Below are 13000 nucleotides of genomic sequence, written 5' to 3'. Positions count from 1 at the left end.
AAGCAATACTTTTCCTTACCTAAAGTGAAACTTCCATCAGTGGGGATCTTACTGCCCGTTAATGTGGAATAAAAATTTATCATGTTACATTTCCTTACATAACAAATTAAATTTTCTGAAAAATCTGTTGATTTATTTTCAATTATTGAATATGATACTAAATATAACTTTCAATGTTAATTTTTATAACATTATAGGAGGGGAAAAGATGAATATGGAGGATACAGTATTTCTTTTTTTATCTACCGTGATGGTGATGATTATGACACCTGGGCTTGCTTTGTTTTACGGAGGAATGGTTCGCAGTAAAAACGTACTTAGTACAACGATGCACAGTTATAGTGCAATGGCCATCGTGTCCATTCAATGGATTTTTATCGGTTACTCTTTAGCATTCGGACCGGATTGGAATGGACTTATTGGTAATTTCGATTGGTTCGGCCTACAAAATGTTACTTTCACACCAAATGAAGCCTACAGTGCTACAATTCCACACAACTTATTCATGATGTTTCAACTCATGTTTGCAATTTTAACTCCCGCTTTAATTTCTGGTGCATTCGCAGAAAGAATGCGATTTTCCGCTTTTCTCATTTTCATCTTACTTTGGACGACACTTGTATACGATCCCGTTGCTCATTGGGTTTGGGGGCTAGGAGGATGGCTTCGAGAACTCGGAGCACTCGATTTTGCAGGAGGAAACGTTGTTCATATTACATCCGGCGTGGCAGGTCTTGTATTAGCCATTTTCCTCGGAAAACGTAAAGATGCCCACGACTCTTCACCCCATCACTTACCATTCACAATCTTAGGAGCAGGATTATTATGGTTTGGTTGGTTCGGCTTTAACGTCGGTAGCACATTAACATTAAATGACGTTGCACTCACAGCTTTTATTAATACAAATACAGCCGCTGCAGCTGCTGCACTTACATGGATGCTTACGGAATGGTTCTTCCAAACAAAACCAACTGTACTAGGTGCTGCTTGCGGAGCTATTTCTGGTCTCGTCGCGATTACACCAGCTTGTGGTTTTGTGACACCATTATCTGCCCTTATTATAGGTGCAATTGGCGGTGCACTTTGCTTCATGGCAGTCTATTTCTTAAAACATAAGCTCGGTTACGACGATGCACTTGATGCCTTCGGTTGCCACGGTATTGGCGGAACTTGGGGCGGCATTGCAACAGGAATATTCGCTACAAAATCCGTTAACAGTGCAGGGGCAGACGGATTATTTTACGGAAATGCAGCACTTCTATGGAAACAGCTGCTCGCAATCGGAGCAACCTATGCCTTCACAGCCATAGCCACGTATGCAATTATTAAAGGAATTAGTTTATTCCTACCAGTTCGCGCCCATGAACATGAAGAGAAAATGGGGCTCGATCTTTCCCTTCACGGAGAAAGGGCGTATGAACAAGTCGAAGCTCCTCTTATTGGAGATATTTTAGACGGAAAGTTAAATCACCAAAGTGTTTACAACTCTCCCAAATAGGTCGTGTTTAAACGAAATGACGAAAAGAGGATTTCATAACGAAATCCTCTTTCTTCTATTATTAGAGCTAGATAGAAAAAATTGACCCCTGCCCACTAAGATGAAAATAAACCTTTCGTACCCCCACTATTACTGCACTTTTTTCTAAAATTAATAAAAGATATATAACGGTTAATATTTTTTTATATTAATAAATAAATGCATTTTACATTTGCAATAGATCCTAATCCATTTAGACTTTGAACAATGTTTTTTAAATTCTTCATTTATATACTTCTTCAATTTATAACATTCGAATTATTTGAAGTGGATTCATAAAATTATTCACTAGGTAATCTACCTAATTTAATTAAAGATATGCTCTTTCCCTAGATAGCGGTCATAACATGTAACAAGGAATCCAACTACTACGAAGGAGCGCTATGAATTATTATGATAAATCCATTCTTTAACAATGCAAGGCAAGCGGGCGTGGGTGCCGGCTCATATGCTGCCGCACAAGAGACACTTCATGCAATTCATCAGGTGATGGCAGCAGATCCTCTTTTTACACATGTCGTACACCATTATGCTATGCCCCATTATATTGTACATCACCCTGTTATCTCCCATCATGCTATGTATCCAGCTGCTCTCTCGACAATTCCCTTTGACTCAATATATTATCTCTAAGGAAAGCTTTCGGCTTTCCTTTTTTCTTTATACAAATGAAGTGAAACTTCCATTAGTGGGGGTTTTCTTCATCCCCCACTAATGGAAAGCTCTCACCAATCGGGCGCATGCCAGCAGTTATCCCCCACCTATCTTCTTCGCTTCTCTCTCAATCTGGAGGTGGAGGTCTTACCGCCCCAAAATAGCGGGATAAAACTACTTATTAGGGAATCTACCTAATTTGATTAAAGGTACGCTCTTTCCCTAGATATGGAACATAACATGTATAGAGAATCCACCTACTACAAAGGAGCGCTATAAATTATTATGATAACTCCAGTCTTTAACAATGCAAGGCAAGCGGGCGTGGGTGCCGGCACATATGCTGCTGCACAAGAGACACTTCATGCAATTCATCAAGTGATGGCAACAGATCCTCCTTTTACACATGTCGTATATCATCATGTTATGCCTCATCATGTTGTATATCACCATGTCATATATCCAACTGATTTCTGGACAATTCCGTTTGGCTCAATATACTATCTCTAAGGAAAGCCTTCTGCTTTCCTTTTTTCTTTACTTACATAAAGTGAAACTTCCACAAATGATCTCCCACTGATGAAAAGCTCTCACCACACAAGCTCTTAAGGAAAAGAAGAAAAACTGACACAAAAGATATTTTATTTGTCCGTTAGTCAGTCTCATCAGCTAGGCTGTCTCCTATAGTACGAGAATCCGTTCTTACAATTCGTGCAATATTTCCATAAGACATTGTCAGTATATAGTATTTACCTATTACTATATACTTGCTATAATTTAAATCGAAATGATTACGCTTTATACAAGGAGATTATTTTTTCATTTAAATCTGTTCTTAATCTACTTAAGAATCAAATTACAAGTGATGGACATTTCTTATGAAAATATAGTTGTAGAAGAATTGTTACAAAAGGGAGCAAATACGATTGTATATTCATCTCATCATTCTACATGTAGTCACAATCATCCTGAGCAAGCCATCACCCCTGCGGTCATGAACAGCACAATGGAATTAAAACTATTACACCCAGGATATTCCTCCAATATCTAGGGGACAATTAGAAAAACCGTTAACCTTCGGTGGTATTATTCTTTCTGTAAATCGCAATTACTATTATTTTTATTAAATTTCATATTTAGAAAAAGGAGAATGAGTACATCATGAAAAAATGGAAATATGGTGCATTAGTAACTGCTTTGGCCCTTTCGATCGCTATTGCGGGCTGCTCTAAACAAAATGAGTCACAAAGCAATACAAAACAAGACAAGTCTCTTAAGGTCGTAACAACATTTTACCCTATGTACGACTTTACTAAAAATGTGGTTGGATCCAATGGAAAAGTAGATGTGTTAATTCCTGCTGGGACAGAACCACACGATTTTGAACCCACTCCAAAGGATATTGCTAAAATTGAAAATGCCGATGTGTTTGTATACAACAGTGACTCCATGGAAGCATGGGTACCTAAAGTACTAAAAAGTCTTGATAATAAAAAAATAAAAGTGGTAGATGCAAGTAAGGGTATTTCACTTATGGAAGGAACTGCTGAGGAAGAAGACAAGCATACTGATAAGGAACAAGAACATCCGATGGATCCTCATGTATGGTTAGATCCAGTGTTAGCCCAAAAAGAAGTAGAAAATATTAAACAAGCAGTTATAGAAGCAGACCCAACTCATAAACAAGACTACGAAAAAAACGCAGATCAATTTACTGCAAAGCTAAAAGATTTAGATAACGAATTTAGAACAACTCTTGGTAATGCAAAACATAAAGAATTCGTGACGCAACATGCGGCATTTGGGTACTTAGCAAAAGAATATGGTCTTACTCAAATTCCAATTGCAGGTCTTTCTCCTGATCAAGAACCAAGTCCAGCCAAATTAGCGGAACTTCAAAAGTACGTAAAGGACAACAATATTAAGATCATTTATTTTGAGGAAGTAACTTCTCCAAAAATAGCAAAAACCCTTGCGGATGAAACGGGAGCAAAAACAGTTGTATTAAGTCCAATTGAAGGAATTACGAAAGAAGAACAAGCCAAGGGAAGTGACTATATTAGCTATATGAAAAAGAACTTGGATGCACTAAAACAATCTATTATGTAATAGCAATAGTAGTGCGTTTTACATGATTGTAAAACGCACTTTTTCTACTTACATCTAAAGAAAGGAAAAGGCAGATTTCATGAAAATCATATCTATGAATCAGGTTCAATTTAAGTATGGAAACGAAACCATTTTAGAAGATATTTCTCTCGATATAAATAGTGGTGAGTTTGTTACACTGACTGGGCCGAACGGAGCGGCAAAATCTACTCTGTTACGAATTATGTTAGGCTTATTAAAGCCCTGGAGAGGAACCGTAAACATCAGTAAAAAAAATGAACAAGGACAGAAACTTATCATTGGTTACGTTCCCCAACAAGTTTCTTCCTTTAATGCAGGATTTCCAAGTACCGTGTTAGAGCTTGTACAATCTGGTCGTTTTCCTCGTGGAAAGTGGTTTCGTTCACTTTCTAAAGAAGATCATGAACATGTTAAGCAAGCGCTACTTGGAGTCGATATGTGGAAATTTCGTAATAGCAAGATTGGAGAGTTATCAGGCGGACAAAAGCAACGCATTTGTATCGCCCGCGTCCTAGCTTCCGAACCAGACATTCTAGTTTTAGACGAACCCACTACCGGCATGGATTTTGAAAGTCGCAATCATTTTTATCAATTGATGAGACATCATGTCACAGAACATGGGCGAACAGTCATCATGGTTACACATGACTTGGATGATGTAAAGCCGTATGCAGATCGAAACATTTATTTAGAAAGAAAGGAGAACACACAATGGAGATGCTTCACTTTGGGTTCATGCAGCGAGCATTTTGGGCAGGCGGATTAATTGCCCTCATAGCTCCCATATTAGGAATGTTTTTGATTTTAAGACGCCAGTCTTTAATGGCGGATACCCTTTCTCATATTTCATTAGCCGGGGTAGCACTTGGCCTAACACTTCATTCCAATGTTAATTTAGTTACGATTATCGTTATTATTATTGGTGCATTAGGAATTGAATATATGAGAAATACCTATCGTACGTATTCAGAAGTATCCGTAGCTATCCTTATGGCAGCGGGATTATCCTTTGCTCTCGTCCTAATGAGTTTAAATCAGGGCGGTATTTCAACTAGTGTAGAACAATATCTGTTTGGGTCTATTATCACGATTAGCAAAGAACAGCTTCGTTTCTTAGTAGTAGTTTGTATCTTGGTAGGAATCTATTATCTAGTGTTTCAACGCCCTCTGTACGTATTGACGTTTGATGAAGATACAGCCTTTACAAGCGGACTACCTACCAAATGGCTATCCTTGTCCTTTAGCGTATTAACAGGTCTAACCATTTCCGTTATGATGCCTATTATAGGTGCCTTGCTTGTATCAGCGCTTATGATATTACCAGCTGCTATTGCGATGCGTATGGTAAAAGGATTCAAAGTAGCTATTTTATTTAGTATGGCAATAGGCGTCATTAGTATGTTTTTAGGACTCACGTCTTCATATAAATTAGGGACACCGCCTGGGGCAACTATTACACTTGTCCTTGTATTATTTTTAATTTGCGGCCTGTGCATTCAATGGGTTTGGAAATATATTCGTTCTAATCGCGCATAAAAAGAATATTGTTCCATGTAATTCGATTCAGAAGTAGCGGATTACAATATACACTTAGTAAAACTGAGGGTCATAGCTTACACGCTATGACCCTCAGTTTTACTCCTTAATATTTATATTGTACTCCTTAAACCAAACATGAATTTGCCCTAAGTGTGCCAACAACTGCGGTCCTGTCATTAGCTGTCCGAACCATGGTGTTTGAAATGCACTGCCCCCTGATTCAATTAACCCATGCAGCTGCTCTTTATCAAATAATTCATGAAGAACGGATTGTTTATCCGTTAATAACTCTTGTAGCCATGAAGTAACTGCCTTCGTATAATACGGATTATGCGTTTTCGGATATGGGCTTTTCTTTCTATACAATACATCATCTGGCAATACACCTTCTAGTGCCTTGCGCAATAGACCTTTTTCGCGATTTTTATACATTTTCATTTCCCACGGAATATTCCACGCATATTCGACAAGACGATGATCAGCAAATGGCACACGCACTTCTAAGCTAGCGCCCATACTCATCCGATCTTTTCGATCAAGAAGAGTCGTCATAAACCAAATCATATTTAAATAAAATAATTGTCTTCTTTTTGCATCAAGTACGCTCTCCCCTTCTAAAGCGGGTGTTTCGCGCACTGATTCTTCATAACGATACTGTACATACTCTTGCAATTTGAGTTTTTTACGCCATTCTTTTTTTAACAATTGTTCACGCGCTTCTGTTGATCGCATCCATGGAAACGCACTTGATTGTAAGTCATCTTCGCGGTAAAACCACGGATAACCACCAAAAATTTCATCGGCACATTCACCTGACAAACTTACGACAAAATCTTGTTTAATTTCTCGGCAAAACCAAAGCAGTGAGGAATCAATATCCGCCATTCCTGGCAAGTCACGAACAAGAACAGCTTCTGTTAAATGTTCCGCTAAACTTTCGTTAGAAATAACGCAACGATGATGAATAGTATTAAATGTATTTGTCATTAACGTAATAAACGGAGCGTCTGAATTCGGCTGAAACGCATTCGATTTAAAGTATTTTTCATTATCCTCATAATCAATTGAATACGTATGAAGCTTCCCTTTTTCTTCCCGTTCATACGCCATCGCCGCAAATGCAGTAATCGCACTAGAATCGACGCCTCCTGATAAAAATGTACATAACGGAACATCCGATACTAGCTGTCTTGTAATCGCATCTTGCAATAGAAAACGAACTTGTTCCACCGTTTCTTCAAAGCTATGTGTGTGCTCTTCACTCACGACATTCCAATAACGCCAAACTTTTAGACCGTCTTTTGAAAACGTAAGTGCATGACCTGGACGCAATTCTTCAATTCCAGCAAATATACCATGCCCAGGAGTTCGGGACGGTCCCAATCCAAGCACTTCCGCTAACCCTTCTGTCGTAACCTCCGTCTTAATATCTCGATGAGCTAAAATAGCTTTTAATTCTGAGCCAAACAACAACCTTCCTGCATCACATTTGTAAAATAATGGTTTTACTCCTAATCGATCGCGCGCAATAAAAATTTTTTCTTCTTCCTCATCCCATACAGAAAATGCATAAATGCCATTTAAATGCTCAACACATTGCTCTTTCCACTCTATATAGGCTGTTAATAATACTTCTGTATCGGAATGTCCCTGAAACGTATAACCTCTTTTCCATAGTTCTTTTCGAATATCTTCTGTATTATATAACTCTCCATTATAGGAAATTGTATAGCGTTCTTCTTTTTTCATCCGCGTCATCGGTTGTTTTCCGCCTTCTGGATCAACAACAATTAACCGTTTATGCCCAAATGCAACATGATTCCTAAGCCAAACATTCGTATCATCCGGCCCCCTCTTCGCGAGCGTTTCTGCCATCTTCGTTATTGTTTCTTTTTCTTCCAATAACACTTTTGTATAATCAACCCACCCTGTAATGCCACACATTGCTATCACCCTTTCTCATCTCATATCCGCAGTCTGTTTTTATTTTATGCCCAATTTCAATTCTATGTGCCTTGGTTATAAAGAAAGACCGAACTGTCTATAACAAGAATAGAAACTTCTATAAAAAAGGAGGGCACAGGAATGAAACAGCGTAAACATATTTTGTATAGCCAACCGCGTGCTCATACAATCGGAAATGTTGAATATATAAACGAGGAATGGATATTTTTCGATGAAGAAAGCGATGAAGCTTCTTTATTAGAAGATATGATTGAAGATGGATTTGAAGTTTTATATAACAATAATTGGTTACCTGCTCGTTTTTATGAACATAATACTTTGCAAGTAGCAGATGAGCATCATCCGTTGCAAAACGGCGAAACAATTCGGATTCGAAAAAAGTTAATGACAAGCTATCATGAGTGGATAGAAGAACTTCCAGATTCCTCATTTTCACTCGTAACCGAAACATTACAATCGTTAGGCTACTCTTTATACGACTGTATATATTCTCATAATTCTCTATCCTTCCAACCAAAAGACCAGCCATGCGAAGGAGTTAATTTTCTTTTATTTGATAATGAAGAAATGATTTGTTCCCTTCATCACCATTATGTACGCTATTCTACACAAAATAAGGATATATTTAAAATTACAAAAGCAGATGGCGATGAATTGCATATGAATAATTGAAAATAAAGTGAAACTTCCTTCAGTAAGGGATTTCCACTGAAGGTTAGTTGAACCAATCGGGCTTTTACGGGCAGTTACCCCCCACCTGGCTTCTTCGCTTTTCTCTCAATCTAAGATGGGGGTCTTACTGCCCGTTAATGCAGGGTAAAGTGAAACTTCCTTCAGTGAGGGATTTCCACTGAAGGTTAGTTAAACCGATTGGGCTTTTATGGGCAGTTATCCCCCACCTGGCTTCTTCGCTTTTCTCTCAATCTTAAGGTGGGGGGCTTATTGCCCGTTAATGCGGGATAAAAACGAGGATGTCTCAAAAGTAATTAAATACTTACTTTTGAAAACATCCTCATTTTTGTATTATGCAAATGGTGAAAACCCTAGTGGTAATCGTAAACCAAGATATAACACAACTAACAACACAATAACAAATTGAATCCAAAACGCTCTTGTTAATTTCTGCTTGCTTGCTTTCACAAGAATCATTTCCATCGCAGCAATTACCCAAATACCTCCGAGCATTTTCATCCCATATAACATAGGCATCCAGTGGACGTCTTTGTAAATTAATAATCCTGATACAATGATCAAAATATACAGCAAACGAACCACCATGTGCATTGGTTTTGCTTGCTTTCCACTCTTATACATCGAATATGTTACAAAAAACAAAATAATCCCGAGCGACCATGCAGTAATATGCATATGTATCATATAAATCTCTCCTCCTCTTTTGCACATTTTTTCACTTTATATGATACCACGTCTATTTCTTTTCAGGAAACATTTAGCTTTTTTCACGTTTAAATGATATAATATTTAGAGTATTTACAAACTTCTTGTAAAAACAAAAGGGGGAACTAGCATGATTCAAACAAAAGACATTATCGAATTAACAGAAACTTACGGAGCAAATAACTATCATCCACTACCGATTGTAATTGCAAAAGCAGAGGGTGTTTGGGTAGAAGACCCAGAAGGCAACCGTTATATGGACATGCTTAGTGCATATTCTGCTGTAAACCAAGGTCATCGCCATCCAAAAATTATTCAAGCGCTTATCGACCAAGCACAACGTGTAACATTAACATCACGTGCATTCCACAGCGATCAATTAGGTCCTTGGTATGAAAAAGTAGCGAAATTAACTAATAAAGAAATGGTACTACCAATGAATACAGGTGCTGAAGCTGTTGAAACCGCTATCAAAACAGCAAGACGCTGGGCATACGATGTGAAAAAAGTTGAAGATAACAAAGCAGAGATTATTGTATGTGTTGATAACTTCCATGGCCGTACAATGGGCGCAGTATCCATGTCATCCAACGACGAATATAAACGTGGATTCGGGCCAATGCTTCCAGGTATTGTTGTTATTCCTTATGGCGACATCGAAGCATTAAAAGGAGCTATCACACCAAATACAGCTGCATTTATTTTAGAGCCAATCCAAGGCGAAGCTGGTATTAACATTCCACCAGCAGGTTACTTACAAGAAGCATACAATGTATGTAAAGAAGAAAATGTATTATTTGTTGCAGATGAAATTCAAACAGGCTTAGGCCGTACTGGAAAATTGTTCGCATGCGATTGGGACAATGTTATTCCTGATATGTATATCCTTGGAAAAGCATTAGGCGGCGGTGTATTCCCAATTTCTTGCGTTGCTGCAAGCCGCGAAATTTTAGGTGTATTTGAGCCAGGTTCTCACGGTTCTACGTTTGGTGGTAACCCACTAGCTTGTGCGGTTTCTCTTGCTTCTCTAGACGTACTAGTAGAAGAAAATTTAACAGAGCGCTCTTTACAATTAGGAGAAAAGCTGTTAAACCAATTACGTGAAATTGACAATCCAATGATCACAGAAGTACGCGGAAGAGGTTTGTTTATCGGAATCGAGTTAAATGAATCAGCACGTCCTTACTGTGAACAATTAAAAGCAGCTGGCTTACTATGTAAAGAAACACATGAAAATGTAATCCGCATCGCTCCGCCTCTTGTCATTTCTGAAGACGATTTACAATGGGCGTTCGAAAAAATTAAAGCGGTATTGTCTTAATAAAAAAGAAGGTTGTCTCTTAGGAGACAACCTTCTTTTATTATGCAATGATCCTAACTATATACAACAGACCAGCTATAACAGGAAACATTAGTAATATACCGATGATACATGATATCCACACATGCTTCCATTTCCACCAACCAATTATCTTTCCTCTCCAAAACAAAAACAATGAAAAAGGAATTATTAAAAAGAAAGCTGTACCAAGCCCAGGCACATATCCTCTCTTCAAGATTGCCCCCACAAGATGAATAATCCCATTCATAAAAATTATTGACTGCGTGAACAGTACAGCATATAACGTCATCTGCGTCAAAAATATATTGTGTATAAACACAATCAAACATACAAAAACAGTTAATATAAGTAATGCTATTAAAAAATGCTTCTGTAATAATGCATTCTCTTCCATCTGAATGGGCTGTAAATACTTTATTTCTGGAAAAAAATAATACTCTTCTGCATTATGCAAAGCGAAAAAAATAGGAATGATCCAGAAATAAGAAGAGCGCGGTATATTATTTGACATTATTACGGAGCGTTCCAACATGTTCAACCGTTATAACAACTTCATCACCAGCATGTAAAAAACGAGGTGGTTTAAATCCCTTTCCAACTCCCGCTGGCGTTCCAGTCGCAATAATATCTCCTGGCTCTAACGTCATTCCTTTACTTACAATTGATATAATTTCTTCAATTGAAAACATCATATTTGCCGTTGTAGAAGATTGACGTACTTCTCCGTTCACCTTCGTTTCAATATGAAGCGCATTCGGATTAGCAATCATTGAGCGATGCACAATAGCTGGTCCCATTGGACAAAACGTGTCAAAGCTTTTTCCAAGAAAAAATTGCTTATGCTTCTTTTGGATATCCCGAGCTGTAACATCATTTATAACCGTATAACCAAACACATGATTAAGAGCTTTTTCTTTCGAGATTTCCTTTCCACGCTTTCCAATCACAATGGCGAGCTCCCCTTCATAATCAAGTTCACTCGTAGCATGCGGATGACTATAAATTTTATCACCATCACCAATTACAGTTGTTGGTGCCTTTGTAAAAATAATGATATTTTCTGGAACTGCTTCCGCTCCGTCCATTTCGATTGCATGCTCACGATAATTTTTTCCAACACAAAGAATATTTTTTCTTGGCCTTGGAATAGGAGCCAATAACTTAACTTCCGATAATGGATAATAAGCATCTTTGCAATTTTCTTTCGCCCATTCGACAATCTCAATTACTTTTGTAATAAAGGGTTCTCCCTGGTCGATACACTCTAGCATTGTAATGGGAATCGTAACTTTTTCTCCTTTTTTCCTCTGTGCTTCTCTTACATGCAACACTGTTTGTGATGTCTCATCTACAACACCAACAAACACTTTTTCATCTGCTTTTACTGTCACAAACCGCATATTTCCACACCCCATCTTCAAAATCATACTGTAATTGTATTCGTACCTACTAATGAAAATCCTCCTAAAAATATTTTTAATTTACAATATTCTTTCTATTTTTTATGCAATTAAAATGCTTTTTTGCCAAAATATGTAGAATACCTTCTTCTTTTAGCGAATGTGTTTCTTTTTTATGGAAAGTTTGTATAATATGTACTAAAGATACTCTTAAAATCTATAAGGAGACGGAGCCGATTCTATGTTTGAGCAAGCAATTGAAAAAAAACGTGAAAAAATGAAATACTTAGCCAAACGTTATGGAATGACATCTCAAAAAACCGTTAGCTGCAGTCAAGAGCTGGACAGGCTCTTAAATGTTATATTACTCATACAAATAGATGATGTGCCAACTCAAAATACAGACGTGCATTCCCACTGAGTGTACGTCTTTTATTTTTAAAATAACAGACACATATTTACACAAACGCCCATACAATAATAAAGTAAAACTCCTATCCTAGAAACTCGTATTAATAAGGGACAAATACAAAAATTTTTAACATGAAAGGTGTTTTCTATGCCTGCAATGGTTGGACATATTAATATCGTTAATATCGGATCGAGCGGTGTATTTCATATTGGAGATGTATTTGCCATTCGTCCCATTAGTTATTCTCGTGCATTTGCAGGAGCAGGTTCTTTTAATGTTGGAGAAAGTGTATCAATATACAATTACGAAAACACAACAAATGTAAATGATAATGATGTAATCGATCAGCCAATCACTGCTACTTATTAAAGGGGGGAATAAAAATTGAAACTGTATGTACATCAAAGTATTATTATTAACAATGTACGAATAAGTAACCTTACAACTTCAGCCGTCTTTCAAATTGGAAGTGCAGGGAGTATTAAAACATTGTCAAAGTTTTCTAATACAGGCGGATTTACACAACCAACGCCGCCACTAACAGCTCCGGGACAAATTATTTCAATTTCCCCTCCTCCTCCTAGTTCTTCTTAACGTACCAATATCATAGACATATACCAATA

General features: G+C 37.5%; 16 protein-coding genes. 12 read left to right on the top strand and 4 right to left on the bottom strand.

Annotated elements, in window-relative coordinates:
* The first annotated feature begins 208 nt into the window (after positions 1-208).
* The 7 genes from NKR74_RS05665 to NKR74_RS05640 all read left to right on the top strand — a co-directional run bounded on the left by NKR74_RS05665 (position 209) and on the right by NKR74_RS05640 (position 5857).
* Positions 209-1498 (top strand): ammonium transporter, encoded by a 1290-nt coding sequence (locus NKR74_RS05665; protein WP_253628923.1) that lies wholly within the window; start codon positions 209-211, stop codon positions 1496-1498.
* Positions 1499-1930: 432 nt separating this feature from the next.
* A complete protein-coding gene (locus NKR74_RS24070; RefSeq protein WP_375337651.1) occupies positions 1931-2170 on the top strand; it encodes a DUF3947 family protein in 240 nt (79 codons plus the stop codon).
* A 306-nt stretch (positions 2171-2476) separates the two neighbouring features.
* On the top strand, positions 2477-2701 hold the full coding sequence (locus NKR74_RS05660) for a hypothetical protein (protein WP_253628922.1): 225 nt from the start codon (positions 2477-2479) through the stop codon (positions 2699-2701).
* Positions 2702-3053: 352 nt separating this feature from the next.
* Positions 3054-3242 carry a hypothetical protein gene (locus NKR74_RS05655; RefSeq protein ID WP_253628921.1) on the top strand — a complete coding sequence of 63 codons (189 nt, stop codon included), beginning with the start codon at positions 3054-3056 and terminating at the stop codon, positions 3240-3242.
* 110 nt (positions 3243-3352) lie between these two features.
* Entirely contained in the window at positions 3353-4300 is a 948-nt protein-coding gene (locus NKR74_RS05650; protein ID WP_253628920.1) for a metal ABC transporter substrate-binding protein, read from the top strand.
* A 79-nt stretch (positions 4301-4379) separates the two neighbouring features.
* Positions 4380-5087, top strand: a complete 708-nt coding sequence (locus NKR74_RS05645; RefSeq protein ID WP_253628919.1) for a metal ABC transporter ATP-binding protein — start codon at positions 4380-4382, stop codon at positions 5085-5087.
* On the top strand, positions 5033-5857 hold the full coding sequence (locus NKR74_RS05640; protein ID WP_253628918.1) for a metal ABC transporter permease: 825 nt from the start codon (positions 5033-5035) through the stop codon (positions 5855-5857). Before NKR74_RS05645 ends, NKR74_RS05640 begins: the two co-directional genes overlap by 55 nt.
* 99 nt (positions 5858-5956) lie before the next feature.
* Here NKR74_RS05640 and asnB read toward each other — a convergent pair whose 3' ends face one another.
* Positions 5957-7804 (bottom strand): asparagine synthase (glutamine-hydrolyzing), encoded by a 1848-nt coding sequence (gene asnB, locus NKR74_RS05635; RefSeq protein WP_253628917.1) that lies wholly within the window; start codon positions 7802-7804, stop codon positions 5957-5959.
* Between the two features lie 141 nt (positions 7805-7945).
* Between asnB and NKR74_RS05630 the strand changes: the two genes are divergently transcribed.
* Positions 7946-8497 carry a DUF2777 domain-containing protein gene (locus tag NKR74_RS05630; RefSeq protein ID WP_253628916.1) on the top strand — a complete coding sequence of 184 codons (552 nt, stop codon included), beginning with the start codon at positions 7946-7948 and terminating at the stop codon, positions 8495-8497.
* A 351-nt stretch (positions 8498-8848) separates the two neighbouring features.
* On the opposite strand, the gene NKR74_RS05625 is transcribed toward NKR74_RS05630, so the two are convergent.
* On the bottom strand, positions 8849-9202 hold the full coding sequence (locus tag NKR74_RS05625; RefSeq protein ID WP_253628915.1) for a YisL family protein: 354 nt from the start codon (positions 9200-9202) through the stop codon (positions 8849-8851).
* Positions 9203-9353: 151 nt separating this feature from the next.
* Here NKR74_RS05625 and NKR74_RS05620 point away from each other — a divergent pair, with 151 nt between their 5' ends.
* Entirely contained in the window at positions 9354-10544 is a 1191-nt protein-coding gene (locus NKR74_RS05620) for an ornithine--oxo-acid transaminase (protein ID WP_253628914.1), read from the top strand.
* 40 nt (positions 10545-10584) lie between these two features.
* On the opposite strand, the gene NKR74_RS05615 is transcribed toward NKR74_RS05620, so the two are convergent.
* On the bottom strand, positions 10585-11076 hold the full coding sequence (locus NKR74_RS05615) for an HXXEE domain-containing protein (protein WP_253628913.1): 492 nt from the start codon (positions 11074-11076) through the stop codon (positions 10585-10587).
* Positions 11066-11965 carry a fumarylacetoacetate hydrolase family protein gene (locus NKR74_RS05610; RefSeq protein WP_253628912.1) on the bottom strand — a complete coding sequence of 300 codons (900 nt, stop codon included), beginning with the start codon at positions 11963-11965 and terminating at the stop codon, positions 11066-11068. Before NKR74_RS05610 ends, NKR74_RS05615 begins: the two co-directional genes overlap by 11 nt.
* A 241-nt stretch (positions 11966-12206) precedes the next feature.
* Here NKR74_RS05610 and NKR74_RS05605 point away from each other — a divergent pair, with 241 nt between their 5' ends.
* The 3 genes from NKR74_RS05605 (at position 12207) to NKR74_RS05595 (ending at position 12971) form a co-directional block, all read left to right on the top strand.
* Positions 12207-12386: an aspartyl-phosphate phosphatase Spo0E family protein gene (locus NKR74_RS05605; RefSeq protein WP_253628911.1), complete on the top strand. Its 180-nt coding sequence runs from the start codon at positions 12207-12209 to the stop codon at positions 12384-12386.
* 138 nt (positions 12387-12524) lie between these two features.
* The gene (locus tag NKR74_RS05600) at positions 12525-12746 is read left to right on the top strand and encodes a spore germination protein (protein WP_253628910.1); all 222 of its coding nucleotides are present in this window, start codon (positions 12525-12527) and stop codon (positions 12744-12746) included.
* A 15-nt stretch (positions 12747-12761) separates the two neighbouring features.
* A complete protein-coding gene (locus NKR74_RS05595; RefSeq protein WP_253628909.1) occupies positions 12762-12971 on the top strand; it encodes a spore germination protein GerPB in 210 nt (69 codons plus the stop codon).
* Positions 12972-13000: the final 29 nt, after the last annotated feature.

Origin of the sequence: Bacillus sp. 3103sda1 (assembly GCF_024159135.1) — a bacterium.
Taxonomy (GTDB): Bacteria; Bacillota; Bacilli; order Bacillales; family Bacillaceae_G; genus Bacillus_A; species Bacillus_A rhizoplanae.
The sequence above is the reverse complement of the archived record's forward strand: the minus strand, read 5'-3'. Positions and strand labels throughout refer to the sequence as shown.